This is a genomic window from Henriciella litoralis (genome assembly GCF_002088935.1).
GTDB classification, from domain to species: domain Bacteria; phylum Pseudomonadota; class Alphaproteobacteria; order Caulobacterales; family Hyphomonadaceae; genus Henriciella; species Henriciella litoralis.
This window is the reverse complement of the sequence record NZ_NCSS01000006.1, coordinates 2211440-2226923: the sequence shown is the minus strand read 5'-3', so window position 1 is coordinate 2226923 and position 15484 is coordinate 2211440. Positions and strand designations below refer to the sequence as shown.

Annotated in this window: 17 protein-coding genes; 8 read left to right on the top strand and 9 right to left on the bottom strand. The window is 57.1% G+C overall.

Going from position 1 to position 15484, the window contains the following annotated elements:
- Positions 1-93: 93 nt before the first annotated feature.
- Complete coding sequence (gene rpmB, locus B8783_RS14420; protein ID WP_084420794.1) at positions 94-390, bottom strand: 50S ribosomal protein L28; 297 nt, start codon at positions 388-390, stop codon at positions 94-96.
- A gap of 214 nt (positions 391-604) precedes the next feature.
- Between rpmB and B8783_RS14415 the strand changes: the two genes are divergently transcribed.
- Together B8783_RS14415 and xth are read left to right on the top strand one after the other, a co-directional pair.
- Positions 605-1462, top strand: coding sequence for a DUF3108 domain-containing protein (locus B8783_RS14415; protein ID WP_084420793.1), 858 nt, complete (start codon positions 605-607; stop codon positions 1460-1462).
- Positions 1463-1522: 60 nt separating this feature from the next.
- A complete protein-coding gene (gene xth, locus B8783_RS14410) occupies positions 1523-2338 on the top strand; it encodes an exodeoxyribonuclease III (RefSeq protein ID WP_084420792.1) in 816 nt (271 codons plus the stop codon).
- Here xth and B8783_RS14405 read toward each other — a convergent pair.
- Entirely contained in the window at positions 2335-3024 is a 690-nt protein-coding gene (locus tag B8783_RS14405; protein ID WP_084420791.1) for a response regulator transcription factor, read from the bottom strand. The genes xth and B8783_RS14405 overlap by 4 nt on opposite strands.
- Positions 3025-3124: 100 nt before the next feature.
- Here B8783_RS14405 and B8783_RS14400 point away from each other — a divergent pair, with 100 nt between their 5' ends.
- Positions 3125-3643, top strand: coding sequence for a L,D-transpeptidase family protein (locus B8783_RS14400; RefSeq protein WP_084420790.1), 519 nt, complete (start codon positions 3125-3127; stop codon positions 3641-3643).
- Here B8783_RS14400 and B8783_RS14395 read toward each other — a convergent pair.
- A complete protein-coding gene (locus B8783_RS14395) occupies positions 3631-4299 on the bottom strand; it encodes a YggS family pyridoxal phosphate-dependent enzyme (protein ID WP_084420789.1) in 669 nt (222 codons plus the stop codon). The genes B8783_RS14400 and B8783_RS14395 overlap by 13 nt on opposite strands.
- A gap of 6 nt (positions 4300-4305) precedes the next feature.
- Between B8783_RS14395 and B8783_RS14390 the strand changes: the two genes are divergently transcribed.
- On the top strand, positions 4306-4920 hold the full coding sequence (locus B8783_RS14390; protein WP_084420788.1) for a thiamine phosphate synthase: 615 nt from the start codon (positions 4306-4308) through the stop codon (positions 4918-4920).
- Here B8783_RS14390 and B8783_RS14385 read toward each other — a convergent pair.
- Complete coding sequence (locus tag B8783_RS14385; protein ID WP_139792380.1) at positions 4917-5357, bottom strand: NtrZ family periplasmic regulatory protein; 441 nt, start codon at positions 5355-5357, stop codon at positions 4917-4919. The two genes, B8783_RS14390 and B8783_RS14385, sit on opposite strands and share 4 nt — an antisense overlap.
- A gap of 51 nt (positions 5358-5408) precedes the next feature.
- Positions 5409-6575, bottom strand: coding sequence for a porin (locus B8783_RS14380; protein ID WP_084420786.1), 1167 nt, complete (start codon positions 6573-6575; stop codon positions 5409-5411).
- A 114-nt stretch (positions 6576-6689) separates the two neighbouring features.
- Between B8783_RS14380 and B8783_RS14375 the strand changes: the two genes are divergently transcribed.
- The 4 genes from B8783_RS14375 to holA are packed head-to-tail and all read left to right on the top strand — an operon-like array spanning position 6690 to position 11227.
- Positions 6690-7118, top strand: coding sequence for a DUF3576 domain-containing protein (locus B8783_RS14375; RefSeq protein WP_084420785.1), 429 nt, complete (start codon positions 6690-6692; stop codon positions 7116-7118).
- A gap of 34 nt (positions 7119-7152) precedes the next feature.
- Positions 7153-9711, top strand: a complete 2559-nt coding sequence (gene leuS, locus B8783_RS14370) for a leucine--tRNA ligase (protein ID WP_084420784.1) — start codon at positions 7153-7155, stop codon at positions 9709-9711.
- The gene (locus B8783_RS14365; RefSeq protein ID WP_084420783.1) at positions 9708-10190 is read left to right on the top strand and encodes a hypothetical protein; all 483 of its coding nucleotides are present in this window, start codon (positions 9708-9710) and stop codon (positions 10188-10190) included. The genes leuS and B8783_RS14365 overlap by 4 nt, the downstream gene beginning before the upstream one ends.
- Entirely contained in the window at positions 10187-11227 is a 1041-nt protein-coding gene (gene holA / locus B8783_RS14360) for a DNA polymerase III subunit delta (protein ID WP_084420782.1), read from the top strand. The genes B8783_RS14365 and holA overlap by 4 nt, the downstream gene beginning before the upstream one ends.
- On the opposite strand, the gene B8783_RS14355 is transcribed toward holA, so the two are convergent.
- Genes B8783_RS14355 through mnmG form a run of 4 tightly spaced genes read right to left on the bottom strand, consistent with a single transcriptional unit; the run spans position 11224 to position 15434 of the window.
- Positions 11224-12132: a ParB/RepB/Spo0J family partition protein gene (locus B8783_RS14355; protein ID WP_084420781.1), complete on the bottom strand. Its 909-nt coding sequence runs from the start codon at positions 12130-12132 to the stop codon at positions 11224-11226. The two genes, holA and B8783_RS14355, sit on opposite strands and share 4 nt — an antisense overlap.
- Positions 12132-12947: a ParA family protein gene (locus tag B8783_RS14350; protein WP_084420780.1), complete on the bottom strand. Its 816-nt coding sequence runs from the start codon at positions 12945-12947 to the stop codon at positions 12132-12134. Before B8783_RS14350 ends, B8783_RS14355 begins: the two co-directional genes overlap by 1 nt.
- Positions 12940-13560, bottom strand: a complete 621-nt coding sequence (gene rsmG / locus B8783_RS14345; protein ID WP_233355805.1) for a 16S rRNA (guanine(527)-N(7))-methyltransferase RsmG — start codon at positions 13558-13560, stop codon at positions 12940-12942. The genes B8783_RS14350 and rsmG overlap by 8 nt, the downstream gene beginning before the upstream one ends.
- A complete protein-coding gene (gene mnmG / locus B8783_RS14340) occupies positions 13560-15434 on the bottom strand; it encodes a tRNA uridine-5-carboxymethylaminomethyl(34) synthesis enzyme MnmG (protein ID WP_084420778.1) in 1875 nt (624 codons plus the stop codon). Before mnmG ends, rsmG begins: the two co-directional genes overlap by 1 nt.
- Positions 15435-15484: the final 50 nt, after the last annotated feature.

Below are 15484 nucleotides of genomic sequence, written 5' to 3'. Positions count from 1 at the left end.
GTGTCTGGCTGACGCATAAATTCGCACAGCGCAAACAAAAACGCGCCCCGATGCGGAGCGCGTTTTCGATAAATTCTTGCTGGAGCAGAAGCCTTACGCTTCAGCTGCCTCGGCAGCCTGCTTTTCAAGATCACGTTTGATCTTCAGGGCCTTTGGGGAAAGCTTGTCTTCTTTCGCCTTGGCGAGGTAGCCATCAAGGCCGCCCAGCTTGTCGACGGTGCGCAGCGTTTTCGCTGCAATCCGCATGGAGAAAGACCGGTCAAGCTTGTCGGACTTCAGCGTGACGTTCACCAGGTTCGGCAGGAACCGACGCTTGGTCTTGACGTTCGAGTGGCTGACAAGGTTGCCGACAATCGGCTTGACGCCTGAAAGTTCGCATTGGCGTGCCATGGGGCGCTCGCTTATAAGTGTTTAAGTAAAACCGAAGCGGCGCTCATACGCGCCATGTCGGACGCCGTCAACCGTTGCAGGCAGCGTTTCGCAGGAGGCAGAACCGTGATTTTAATGCGGCAAACCGAGGGCAGGCCTGTTCACATGCCATTCCATGACACAGTTATAGAAATCGCCTCGAGCAACAAAGCTTGGAACAAGGATACTTAAGATCATGAAAAAGCTGATCGCCGCTACCAGCGTCATCGCCCTTGCTGCGGGCGGCTTTGCCCTCGCACAGCCGAAACCGGAAGCGACCCCTCTGACAGAAATCAAGGCCGGTCAGCCGATGAAGCTGACCTACCAGATCAAGGCGACCGCCTGGGCGCTCTTCATCCCGATCACGGGTCGCGCCAACTTCACGGCTGACCTTAACCCCGACACCTATTCGATCAAGGGGAAGGTGAAAACGACGGGTCTGGCTGACATTCTGGTCAATTACGACATGGACCTCGCCTCAAGCGGCTATGTCCGCGATGACCATCTGCAGCCTTATGCCTATGTGTCCCAGAACCATGACGGCAAGAAAGACCGCCGCGTGGAAATGACCTATGGCGCAACTGATGTCAGCATGACGGCGACGCCGGCCTTCGGTAATCTCGGTGACCCGGCCGCAACAGCGCCGCAAAAACTGGATGCCGCTGATCCGCTCACAGCCTTCATTGGGCACGCTTTTGTCCCACGCGAAGCTGACGGCAACCCTTGTGGCGGCCCGATGAAAATCTTTGACGGTCGCCAGCTGACGCACCTGCACTTCACGAATGCCGGTCTGAAGACGGTCAAAACTGAAGGCTACAAAGGTGAAGCCTATGAGTGTCATGTCCGCATGGACAAGGTCGCTGGTTACAAGAAGGGCGAAGCCAACAAGGACACTTTGTCAGGCATCGACGGCCCGCTTCGCATGTGGATGGCCCCTCTGCCGAACGGGGCCTATATGCCGGTCAAGATCCAGGCCGATACAGACAAGATAGGCAAAGTGACTCTGCAGGTCGCGAAGCTGAAGTTCGAGCCACTTCCTGCCGGCTCCAACTGATCCACCCGACACCGCCAAGGCCGCGTTGACCCCTCAGGGCGACGCGGCTAAGGCCATCGCATGGCAAACAAATCCCTCAAGGTCACCACCTGGAACATCAACTCCATCCGGCTACGTGCGCCGAATGTGCAGGACTTTCTTCGTGAGCAGGACTCCGATGTCCTCTGCCTTCAGGAAATCAAATGCCAGACGGACCAGTTTCCGAAGAAGCCTTTCACCGAAATCGGCTATAACCACTTCCATATCCTCGGACAGTCGGGCGGCCATCACGGTGTCGCGATTGTTTCAAAACATCCGATTGAGCCTGTAGAAGCACACCCGCTCTGCCGCGAGGGCCATTCCCGCGTGCAGGCCGCGCGGATCGAAGGTTATGAGGTCCACAATATCTACCTGCCGGCCGGCGGCGATGAGCCAAATCCGGAGACCAATGACAAGTTCGCGCACAAGCTCGATTTCCTGGCCTGCATGGCCCGTGATTTTGCAACGCTGCGCGACGATGGCACGCCGCGCATTCTCGTCGGCGATCTCAACGTGGCCCCGCATGAGAATGATGTCTGGTCACACAAGCAGCTTCTGAAAATCGTCTCACATACGCCGGTGGAAACCGAAGCGCTGGAGAAAGCGCGCGCCGATGGCGGCTTTACCGATATTGCCCGCGAGCGTCATGATGATGCGCAGAAGCTATATTCCTGGTGGTCCTACCGGGCGAAAGACTGGGCCGCGTCCAATCGCGGGCGCCGGCTTGACCATATCTGGGCGAGCGACACCGCCATGGGGAAAGTCGACCTGCCAAGCTATGATATTCACCTGAAATGGCGCGGCGGCTGGAAGCCATCCGATCACGCGCCTGTCAGCACGAGCTTTGCCGCGCTTTAACCGGGCTGAAGCCGGTAACCGCCCGTTTCGGTCAGCAGAATGCGGGCATTGGCGGGATCGGGTTCAATCTTCTGGCGCAATCGGTACACATGGGTCTCGAGCGTGTGGGTCGTGACCGCGGCATTATATCCCCAGACCTCTGACAACAGCTCTTCACGCGGGACTGATTTGCCGGCCGCGCGATAGAGATACCTCAGAATACTGGTTTCTTTCTCTGTGAGGCGGATTTTGCGATCATCCTCGCGCACCAGCAATTTCATCGCGGGCTGAAACTCATATGGCCCGAGCATGAAGGTCGCATCCTCACTTTGTTCGAAACTACGAAGGTGCGCCCTGACCCGGGCCAGCAGAACAGAAAACCGGAATGGCTTGGTGACATAGTCATTAGCGCCGGATTCCAGGCCAAGGATCGTGTCCGCGTCACTATCCTGCCCTGTCAGCATGATGATCGGCGCCCGAACGCCGCGCTGGCGCATCAATTTGCAGGCTTCGCGGCCATCCATGTCGGGCATGTCGACATCCAGCAGGATGACGTCGAGCCTGTCAGTGGCGGTTGTCTCCAGCGCCTCGGTCGCATTCGCCGCCTGCACGGTTTCAAACCCGTCATGAAGATCGAACTGCTCAGCGAGGGCTTCGCGCAGGTCCTGATCGTCATCCACAAGGAGTATGGTTTTCTTGCTGATCATACCTTCTCCACCGGGTTGCTGCGTTCCACCTAGTCACGATACACGAATGGTTCAGCTAAAGAACTGATAACCAGGCGATGACATTTTTGGGAGCTTCAATATGGCCACGCGGTTTCGCGTAACGAAAGACGGGACAATTTCCGGTCAGGGTTTGTCCTTCCGCTGCGCCATCGGACGCGGCGGTATGCGCGATGCTGCCCGCAAAACTGAACGCGATGGCACAACCCCTGTGGGCACCTGGAGCCTGAAGACCGTGTTCTGGCGAGCAGACCGGATTGACCGGCCTGTAACCCCGCTCAAGACCGTCCCGCTGCATCCAGATGATGGATGGTGCGATGAACCCGGCGATGTCTTGTACAATTGTCCGGTCAAGCGCCCCTACCCTGCAAGCAACGAACAGATGTGGCGAGAGGACGATGTCTATAATGTCGTTGTCGAACTTGATCACAATAGCGATCCGGTCAAGCCAAATGCCGGAAGCGCCATTTTCATCCATGTCGCCAAACCGGATTACAGCGCCACAGAGGGCTGCGTCGCGCTGAAACTGGAAGACCTATTACAGGTTCTGGAAAAGTGCGGAAAAGATACGCAGATTGAGTTTTCGGATCAGGCGGGCTGACGCTCACCGAAGAAGGCACTGCCAACCCGGACATGCGTCGCGCCCAGCTGAACACCAAGTTCGTAATCTGCACTCATGCCCATCGAGACAGATTCAAGGCCTAGACCGTCAGCCATCTTCTTCAGCAGGGCGAAGTGCGGCGCGGCCGGTTCATCGACAGGCGGGATGCACATCAGACCAACCAGCTTTCCCGGATAGGTCTCGCGCGTATAGGCAACGAGATCCTCAACATCATCCGGCATGACCCCGGATTTCTGGGCTTCTTCGCCAGTATTCACCTGGATGAAAAGGTCGGGAAAGCGGTCCAGTTTCTCCGCGGCTTCACTGATCGTGCGGACGATCTTCTTGCGATCGATCGTCTGAATGACATCAAACAGCGCCACCGCGTCTTCCGATTTATTACTTTGCAGCGGACCAATAAGGTGAAGTTTCAGGCCCTCAATACCGCGCCGCGCCGCCCAGTGCGCCTGCGCCTCCTGCACCTTGTTCTCTCCAAACACCAAATGGCCCGCATCAAGCGCGGCCTGCAGACGTTCATCCGGCTGGACTTTCGAAACAGCGATCAGCTCTACGGGGTGATCGGCCGCTGACGCTATATCCGACAGGATACGGTCGCGATTGGCGGCTATGTCTTCTTTGGGCGCGGTGTTAGGCATGTGCGCATGAACCACAAACGCGCCGCGATCCGCAAGTTCAGCCATGCCGCACAAAGCGCAAAACCTTCGCGCGCGGGTCTGCCGGGCGGATTTTTCATGACGGACTCGGCCCGGCTTGAGAACCCAGCTGCGATTATTGACGCCCTGCCCCCGGGTATTGGCGTGATCATCAGGCATTTTGGACAGGCCAATGCGCGAGCCGAAGCGGTGGATCTCGTTAAGCAATGCGTGGATACGCAGCGCAAAGTCCTGATTGCCGCCGATCCTGATCTTGCAAATGGGACGGGCGCCGATGGCGTTCATTGGCCGTTTCGTCTGTATCGGCAGGCGGCCCGTTTCGAGACCAAATTCGGTATTTCAACGATGAGCGTGCACAACTCAGAAGAATTTCGCCGTGCCCATCAGGCTGGCGTCGATGCGCTGATTGTGTCGACTGTCTTCAAATCCGATAGTCCGTCCGCCCGCGCGCCCATGGGACTGATGCGATTTGCATCCATCGCCCGCGCAACAGAACTGCCGGTTTATGCGCTTGGCGGCATAGATGTCCGAACAGCCCAGCGCGTTGCCCGTTTTGGCGGGTTTGCGAGCGTTTCAGGTTTTGGAAGTATCGTTGAAAGCTAGAATTTGAAGGCGGACCGAAGACGGATACCCGCTTCGATCGCATCGCCTTTGAACTGCTGCAGGCTTTCATCAATGTCATTTGCGCCGAGAGTCAGCGAGCCGCCGACACTGATGCGCGGCGTAATCCGGAACTCGGCACCGGCGCGCATCTCTTCACGGGCCAGAGGCGAACCATCCGGACGAGAGGTCAGATCGACGCTAAGCTGCCAGTTGTCGCCTTTGACCCAGGCGAGCTTAACCTGCTTGCTTGGCTGGCCTTGCCAGATTGGCGTCTGTTCAGATGGCGAGCTGAGCGTAAACTGGCGGTACCAGTCCGGCTCGGCCTTATCGGTCTCGGAAACAGTCGGCGCTGACAACTCCATAGGCTGAGCTTGCGCCAGCGCCGGGAGCGCTGCACAAAGACCAGTTACAAGAGTAGCTGCAATAAAACGCCGCATTTTCCACCTTCTGTAGAGTCTACTTAGACAGGTCATGCGCCCAAGAGAAGATTAATTAGCGCTCATCTCCAAAAAATCGCTCCTCAGTGTGATTTCTACAACAATCCCACTGCCGGAGTTTTTGCCTGCCGGTGAACGAAGTTTCTGGTCCTGATAACTCAGACCTAATGTCAGATCGTCCGTTATGTTCCGTGCCGCACTGATGCTGAAGGCTTCAGACGACAGGCCGGCCAGCGCGTCATCAGCCTCCGAATACCCAATCGAGACGTCTGTGCCGCGGATCTCTTTCGATACGCCAATGTCCCAGGCCTCATAGTCCGCGCCTTTGAAACCGTTGTCGCTCGAGAGCCACGAGCCGCCGATCGTAAACGCCGGGAACTCTATATTGGTCCCCGCAGAAAACGTGCTGACATCGCCGCGCACGCCTGCAAATGGCGAGTCCACGCTCGCCGTAGACCAGGCCAGGGAGGCTTCAATAGACGTATTCGCCGAACGCAAGGTGCGCGAGAGATTGGCCGCTAGCTCAACCGCATTTTCAATGTCCGGCTGGTCTGAAAAGGCGCTGAGGTTTCGGTCGAGGCCTTTGGCGTTCGCATCCGGGGTGAAAGAAATACCGGCCCGCAGGCCAAGGATGCGCGGCGTCGCATAGCTTAGCTTGGCCGATGGACCGGTTAGATCATGATTGGTCCGCGCAAGACTTAACCCGGTCGGGTCAAGGTAGACATTGCTGACACCTGTAAACGTCAGTGCAGACGGCGCCCCCTCATGAAACCGCGCCGCAACGCCCCGATCACGCCCAAGCCTCAGCTCCCCATAACCGCCATCGAATTCGAGATAAGCGGCCTCCAGGCTGCCGCGCGCACCGGTCTCGTCTCCCGGCTCCGTTGAAGACACAGCGCTATACGCGCCAGCGGGCGCGCTCACCGACGTGCCGAACTGACCAGAAAAACCCGGCCGGGCCGGATGATCTCTCTGCCCGCGCAAGGTCAGCCGGCCGCTGATCTTCAGCCCATTATCGAGGAAAGTCTCGATCCGATTGTCGAGCGCGACCTCATAAAGAAGGCTCTCATCCTGCGTCAGCAACCCGTCATGATCGATCGCGGAAACAATCGTCGCGGCTTCAAGGTCTGATTTAAACTCGATGGGCGTCGCTTGCGCGGCCAATACGGGCACAGACGCGCCAACAAGCAGGCAACTCAGAAGATTCAAACGGGTCATTGCGGCCTCTAACTCAACAGGCGAATTGCATACCGCATATCAGCACTGGTCCGACAGGTCGCAGATGCTATACAGGCGTTCAGATGAAATAGTTACTGCCGACAGGATTTTGATATGAAGGCTTCAATTAAGCTCGCCGCCGCATTTGCCGCTGTGTTCGCCCTATCAGGCTGCCTGTTCGGTGGTGACAAGGGCGGCGACATCAGTGTCGTGGAACAATTTGAGGGCGGCGTGAACCCGTATCTCTGGCGGGCGAGCCTTGATACGCTTGAAAATCTGCCTCTGGAATCCGCAGATCCGATTGGTGGCATCATCAATTATGACTGGCAATCTTTCCCGGCCGCTCAGGGCGAACGGATCAAGGCGACAGTCTATATTCTCGATTCCCGCCTGCGCGCCGACGGCGTCAAGGTCGCTGTCTTCCGCCAGGTTGAAGAAAATGGTGTCTGGACCGATGCAGCCGTTGATCCGGCGACCGGCGCGCAGCTGGAAAATGCGATCCTGACCCGCGCCCGCGTGATCAAATCGTCAGAACTGAGCTGACCTTTACAATAAAATAGACTGTCAGGAGGGACGCGTGACGTCTCGCTACGATCCGCAAACAGCGGAAGCCAAATGGCGCCAGGCGTGGTCTGACGCCGATATTTTTCGTGCCCTGTCCCCTGCTGAGGCCGGGGACCGTCCAAAATCCTATGTGCTCGAGATGTTTCCGTATCCATCGGGGCGTCTGCACATGGGCCACGTCCGCAATTATGCGATGGGCGATGTCGTTGCTCGTCACCGGCGGGCCCACGGGCACAATGTCCTGCACCCCATGGGCTGGGACGCGTTTGGTCTTCCGGCTGAAAACGCCGCGATCGAGCGCAACGTCCATCCCGCAGACTGGACCTACAAGAATATCGACGCGATGCGCGCCCAGCTCCAGAAACTCGGGCTGACGCTCGACTGGAGCCGTGAATTCGCGACTTGCGATGAAGATTATTATGGCGAACAGCAGCGCCTTTTCCTGAAACTGGTAGAGGGCGGCCTCGCCTATCGCAAATCCAGCAAGGTCAACTGGGACCCTGTCGACAATACCGTGCTCGCCAATGAACAGGTGATTGAGGGTAAAGGCTGGCGAACCGGCGCGCCGGTAGAGCAGCGTGAGCTGACCCAGTGGTTCCTCAACATTACCCGCTATGCAGATGAGCTTCTGGACGGCATCGATACGCTCGATAACTGGCCCGAAAAAGTCCGCACAATGCAGGCCAACTGGATCGGCAAATCGCGCGGGGCGAGCGTTGTTTGGCCCTTCTCCAGCGATGAGTTTTTTGAGTTCGGAAAAGGGATTGAGGTTTACACAACCCGCCCTGACACGATGTATGGCGCGAGTTTCCTCGCTTTGGCGCCAGACCATCCGATCACACGCAAGCTGGCTGAAAGCCGCCCTGAGGTGAAAGCGTTTATCGCCGAAGCTGCCAAGATCGGGACGTCTGAGGAAGCCATCGAGAAAGCGCCCAAACTGGGTGTGGATCTTGGATTCACAGTAAAGCACCCGTTTGACGAGACATGGGAAATCCCTGTCTGGACAGCGAATTTCGTCCTGTCGACCTATGGCACGGGCGCCATCTTTGGCTCGCCAGCTGGAGACCAGCGGGACCTCGATTTTGCCCGCAAATATGATCTTCCGGTTCAACCGGTCGTCCTGCCACCGGACGTGAGCGCCGATGACCACATCATCACAGACACGGCCTATACCGGGCCAGGCACGATCTATAATTCCGATTTTCTCGATGGCATGTCGACAGAAGACGCCATCGCTACGGCTATTTCGCGCCTCGAAAAGCTCGGCCTTGGCGAGGGAAAGGTCAATTACCGGCTCCGCGATTGGGGTGTGTCGCGCCAGCGCTATTGGGGATGCCCGATCCCGGTCATTCATTGCGACAGCTGCGGCATCGTGCCTGTCCCCGAAGCCGATCTGCCCGTTACGCTTCCAAAGGATGTGAGCTTCGACAAGCCGGGCAATCCGCTTGCCCATCATCCAAGCTGGAAGCAAACCACCTGCCCGACCTGCGGCGGCGCGGCTGAACGTGAGACAGACACGCTCGATACCTTTGTTGACTCGTCCTGGTATTATGCTCGCTTTGCCAGCGTGTCCGATCCGGTTGAGCGGGGTTATTGGCTGCCGGTTGATCAATATGTCGGCGGCGTCGAGCATGCCGTTCTGCACCTTCTATATTCGCGCTTTGTGGCGCGGGCCCTGCATGACCTTGGTGAACTGAATTTGCCGGGCGGCGAGCCTTTCAAGGGGCTCTTCACCCAAGGCATGGTCACACACGAGACTTTCAAGACGGCCGATGGCAAATGGATCGAGCCGGCGCAGGCCGAGCGCCGCGATGGCGCCTGGTATCTCGCCGGCACGGACGAACCGCTTAAAGCTGGCGCCGTCGAAAAGATGTCCAAGTCGAAGAAAAACGTCGTTGATCCCGATGAGATCATCGCGACTTTCGGTGCCGATACCGCGCGCTGGTTCGTCCTGTCCGACAGTCCGCCAGAGCGCGATGTGGAATGGTCTCAAGCTGGCGCTGAGGGGTCGGCTCGCTTCGTACAGCGTGTCTGGTCGATCTTCGCGCGTCTCGGAGACGCGACGACGGAGCCAAACGCCGAACCGACAGCGCTGACCCGATTCTCGCACCGCACCGCGGCCGCGATCGACAAGGCCATCACTGAATTTCGCTTCAATGCCGCGATTGCCCTCTGCCATGACTGGGTCAATACGCTCAAAAAGGCTGAGAATGATAGCGATGAAACGGACGCGTCCATTCGTGACAGCGCCCGCATGCTGGCCGTCTGTATCACGCCCTTCATGCCTCACCTGGCTGAGGAATGCTGGGCGGCGCTCGGTGAAACCGGGTTTATTTCCGAAGCATCCTGGCCCGTATCCGACCCGGCATTGATGGTGGAGAATACGGTGATCCTTCCAATCCAGGTCAATGGCAAGCGACGCGGCGAAATTGAAGTCGAAAAGACCGCTAGCAAGGAAGATATCGAAGCTATGGCGCTCGCCAGTGATCAAGTTGCGAGCTTTGTTGTCGGTAAAAACATCAAGAAAGTTATTGTCGTGCCCAACCGTATCGTGAATATCGTAGTCGCATGATCAAACATCTTCTTCTGGCCGCCACGGTTGCAAGTCTGTCCGCCTGCGGTTTTCGTCCGCTTTATGCCGGTTCGTCATTCAATGGCGTGGTTGAAGGGCAGAATATCTCGATTGCGGAAATCCCCGGTCGGTCAGGGTACATGCTGCGTCGTAATCTTCTTCAGGAACTTGCCACCGGCCTGCCTGGATTAACCGAACCCGCGACGCTCACAATTATGCTTGATGAAAGGCTGGAGCGTGCCGCGCTCGTCTCGGACGGAGGGGTTTCGAGGTCATTTCTCGTTGCGTCCAGCAGATATGCTCTGGAGACAGAAAACAACGTCTTCTCCGGCGAAGAAAATGTTCGTGTTCCATATGGTCAGGCGCCAACCTCGTACAGTGACGTCGCCGCTCAGATCAGTGCCTCGGAAAGTGGGATGAAAGAGCTCGCACGACGCATTGCTGCGGACTTGCGACTGCAGGTTCAGACCGAGCAATGATCCTCAAAAGCGGGCAGATCGACAGCCGCTTCAAAGCTTCTCAACCTGACATCTGGTGCGCGCTTGTCTTTGGCGAAGACGATGGCGTCGTCAGTGATACGGCCGACGGAATTGTCGGGCTCTGGACAAAACATTCTGCCGGCGGATGTCAGCAGGTGACGATCGATGACGATGATATTCGGCGCGAACCTCACATCCTGTCTGATCGCATAGAAACCAGCTCTCTACTCGGAGAAACTGAATGTATCCGCATCCGAACCTCAGGCGAGAAGATCTCCAAGCCGGTCCTCGACCTTTTGGAGAAGGCCGAGAAGCTAAAACAACCCTTTGATAATAAACTGATTATTCTGAACGGCGCGCTAAACAAGCGCTCCAAGCTCCGCACGACAATTGAAGCGGCCCAGACGGCGGCAGCGGTCCACGTATTCGCCGACACGCAGGAAAGTCTGCAGTCGATCGTCAGGTCCAGCCTGTCAGAGTTTCAGGTCGAGATTGAAGACGACGCGTTGGCGGACTTCATCGCCCTACTGCCAGGACATAGAGGTCTCGCCAATCAGGAAACAGAGAAACTCGCCCTTTACGGCCGAGGCCTTGGGAGACCGGTCAATCTGGAAGACATTCGCGTTCTTTGCCAGACCGATGCCGATAATAATGTCCGGGATATGGTTCAGGCGGCGCTGGACGGAAACGGTGCCCGGTGTCAGGCGGAACTTGATCGTGTCAGCGAAACCGGTAGCTCGTCAATTACCGTCCTCCGCTCGCTGGAAATGGAAGCCAAACGCCTGTTGCAAGCCCGGGGACTCATCGGGTCAGGCGGCGATATTGGCCGCAAACTTCGGCCACCTGTCTGGACGAGTGAGTGGCCCGCTTTTCGTTCCCGAATGGATCTCTGGACAGCAACATCGCTTACGCGGCTGCTCGCGGCCATTCACGACCTGGAATTGCAGGCAAAAACAAGCGGTCCAGCGTCTGACCCAGCACTGCGCATCCTGCTACTGAATGTCGTTAAGTCGGCTTCGGCAAGATCCGGGCGCTAGCGCCGAGCCGTCAGCCGGCGACAAAGATCGTCGAGTTGTTCGAGATCACCATATTTGATCCGAAGTTCACCGCCGGTCGCCTTGTGCCGGATATCGACAGCGAGCCCCAGGGCGCGAGACAGATCGGCTTCCAGAGCCTCTGTGTCCACGTCCTTCTCAGCTTTTCGGACTTTTCCAGCGACAGTTTCGATCGTGCTGTCGTCGCGCGTAGACTTTACAAGCTTTTCCACGTCCCGAACGTTCAGCCCCTTTTCAAGGGTCAGCGCAATAACAGCGTCGGGGTCTGGCGCGCCAAGCGCCGCACGTGCATGTCCGGCCGTGATCCGACCTTCGCGGAGGTGATTTCGCGCCGTCTCAGACAGGTTCAAAAGCCGTAGCGTGTTTGCAATATGCGCCCGGCTTTTGCCGACGCTCTCTGCAAGGCCTTCCTGGGTCCGGCCAAAACGCTTCATCAGCGCGCCATAAGCCTCAGCTTCTTCCACCGGGTTGAGGTCAGTGCGCTGAACGTTTTCGATAATACCGATCTCGAGAAGTTCGAGCTCGTCCATATTGCGGATGGAAGCCGGTATCTCTTTAAGTCCGGCCTGCTTGGCGGCCCGCCAACGACGTTCACCGGCAACGATTTGATATTTTCCTTCCGCCTTCGGGTCGGGCCGGACCAGAATGGCTTGAAGGACACCTTTTGTGCGGATGGATTCTGCGAGTTCTGCGAGCTCAGCTTCCGCGAAGTACCGACGCGGCTGCTGCGGATTAGGCCTTATGTCATTGACGGAAATGAGCCCCGCACCCGTGCGTTCGCCCGTTTCCTGGTCTTCATAGGAAGCGCTTGCGCCTTCTACTTCACCAATCAGCGCTGAGAGGCCACGGCCCAACCGGCTTGGTTTCTGTTTTGGATCAGCCGCCATTACGCCACCTGCCGCGCACGCTCACGGTGCAGCATTTCAGAGGCCAGACGGATATAGGCTTCGCTTCCAGGGCATCTATAATCATAGAGAAGCGCAGGTTTGCCGAAACTTGGCGCTTCGGACAAACGTACATTCCGAGGAATCACTGTTTTATAAACCTTTTTTCCAAGAACCGCGCGAACTTCGTCGGCGACTTGGTCAGAAAGATTGTTGCGTCTGTCATACATGGTCAGCACGACGCCCTGGATATCAAGATCCGGATTAAGCCCGGAGCGAACCACTTCCACGGTCCGCAAAAGTTGGCTCAAACCCTCAAGCGCCAGGAATTCACATTGCAGCGGCACAAGCAGCGCGTCCGCTGCCGTCATCGCGTTAATCGTCAGCGACGACAGCGATGGCGGGCAGTCGATAATGACGAAGTCATACCGTTTGGCCGGGTCATTCTGATAGCGGCTCACATAGTTGCGGATTGCATCGCGGAGCCGGTAAGACCGGCGCGGATCATCTGCGAGCTCAGTTTCGACACCCGACAGGTTTTCGTCGCCCGGCACGATTTCAAGACGTGGGACCAATGTTGGCTGGATCGCCTGCTCCAGCGAGATCTGGTCAACAACCACATCATAGCTGGTCAGACGTCGGTCGGCGCGCATAATGCCTAGACCGGTCGACGCATTGCCCTGGGCATCAAAGTCCACAACGAGGACCCGGCGGCCAACAGCGGCCAAAGCGGTGCCAAGGTTGATCGATGTCGTCGTTTTCCCAACGCCACCTTTCTGATTTGCCACTGCCAGAATTCGTGTTCCCGCCTCAGACACGATGCGCCTCCTCGATTTTCAAGATGACCCCGGTATCGCTTGAACGACTCGGGATCGTTTCATGTGATAAGGTCCAGCAATCCGCTGCGTCCGTCAATTCCTGCTGCCAGCGCTCGCCTTTGAAAAACAGGCCCGTCGCGCCCTGTGACAGCCAGGGATTCGTGTAGTCAAGAAGCCTTGGCAACGGCGCGAGCGCCCGCGCTGTAATAAAATCAACAGATTCAGCCTTTGCGCTTTCGATTCTGACATTTTGCACGGACACCGGCAGATCAAGCAGCGTTGAGACTTCGCGAAGAAATGCACACTTTTTTCCGGTCGATTCGATAAGCGTGACGTGCCCACCGGTCGTTGCTGCATGACATCCGAGCACCAGCCCGGGCAATCCGGCCCCGGATCCGACATCGACGATTCGTTTTTCATGGCCAATCAGAGGGATCAACTGGGCACAGTCTGAAATATGTCGCGTCCAGATATGGTCCATTTCCTTTGGACCGATGAGGTTCATCCGTTGACGCCAGTCGTCCAGCAAAGAGACGTAGCGCTCAAGCAGATCGAATGTTTCACGTGAAACACCGAGTTCGCTAAGTTCATTCTCCGCAGCCAGCTTTGACACTATCCGGTCGCCTTCATTTTCTTTGATCGTTTTACATAGGCCAGTAGAGCAACAAGCGCGCCTGGTGTCACACCCTCAATTCGAGACGCCTGTCCGATTGTGCTGGGCCTCACAGTTTCGAGTTTGGACCGAACCTCATTCGACAGCCCACCAACCGATCCAAAGTCCATGTCTTCCGGGATGGACAGCGCCTCATCCCGACGTAGCGCGGTTACGTCCGCAGACTGCCGCTCGATGTATCCTGCATAGATTGCTTCGATTCCAAGCTGCACTTTTATATCTGGGTCCAGTTTTTCAATGCTGGGAAAGGCCGTCTCAACGTCTGTCATATTGATGGTTGGATATGCCAGGAAGTCCCAAGCCGAGCGTCGCTGACCGTCCTGGTTCACCTTCCATCCCTTTTGGGACGCCTCATTAGGTGTCAAACTGCTTGTCTGTAGCAGCTCCCGGCCGGTGGCCAATTTTTCCTGTTTCACGTGAAACATCGAGGCGCGCGCTTCGCCGACCAGACCGACGCTAATTCCAGTCTCAGTAAGCCGTTGATCTGCATTATCGGCGCGGAGGGCCAAACGGTACTCAGCGCGCGAGGTAAACATGCGATAGGGCTCTGTCACACCGACCGTTGTAAGATCATCGATCATCACACCAATATAGGCTTGCGCACGATCAAAGATGACTGGGTCAAGATCTCTGGAAAAGCGCGCCGCGTTAAGTCCCGCAACCAGACCCTGCGCGCCCGCCTCTTCATAACCAGTCGTGCCGTTAATTTGCCCCGCCAGGAACAGTCCGGGCAACACTTTCACGCCAAGTCCGCGCGTCAACGCACGCGGATCAACATAGTCGTACTCAATCGCATAACCCGGCTGAATGATGCGCACATTCTCCAGTCCCGGGATCGTCTTGATAAACGCTTCCTGCACATCGGTCGGGAGAGAGGTCGAAATGCCGTTTGGATAGACCGTCGAATCGTCGAGACCCTCTGGCTCGAGAAAGATCTGGTGGCGTGTCTTGTCGGCAAAGCGATGGACCTTGTCCTCGATTGATGGACAATACCGCGGGCCCCTTCCCGCGATCGCACCGGAGTAGACGGCCGACTTGTTCAAGTTTTCCGCGATGATTTCGTGGGTGCGCTCATTCGTGAACGTGATGCCGCAAGAGATTTGAGGCACATCAATCCGGTCTGACATGAAAGAGAACGGTACCGGCTCATCATCGGCCGGCTGCTTCTCGAGGCTGTCCCAGTCAATGGTGTCGCCATCCAGCCGAGCCGGCGTGCCGGTTTTCAAACGTCCCATTGGCAGCTTCATCGCATAAAGACGCTCAGCGAGACCAATCGACGGCTTCTCGCCAAGGCGTCCGGCTTCAATGCGTTCTTCACCGCGATGGATAATGCCGCGCAAAAACGTGCCCGTCGTAATAACCACTGCAGGCGCCGACCAGCTCTGACCTGACTGACCAACCACGCCGGAGACTTTGCCCTCATGCTCTATGAGGTCTTCAACACCATCTTCGATGATCGAGAGATTTGGATAGTCTGACAGCTCAGCCTGCATCGCCTGGCGATAGAGTTTCCGGTCAATCTGAGCCCGAGGCCCCCAAACGGCCGGGCCTTTGGATCGATTTAGAAGTCGATATTGAATGCCCGCTTTGTCGGCCATGCGCCCCATAAGTCCATCAAGCGCATCGATTTCGCGAACCAGATGCCCCTTCCCCAATCCGCCAATCGCCGGGTTGCAGGACATCTCGCCAATCGTTGATCGCTTATGCGTAATGAGCGCGGTGCGCGCGCCGGTCCGCGCAGCCGCGGCCGCAGCTTCACAGCCGGCATGGCCGCCGCCGACAACAATTACGTCGAAATCAAAATCATGGGGCATAATCTACGCCTCAGTCTCGCAAGCTTTGGGTGAGGCGCCGATATACATCA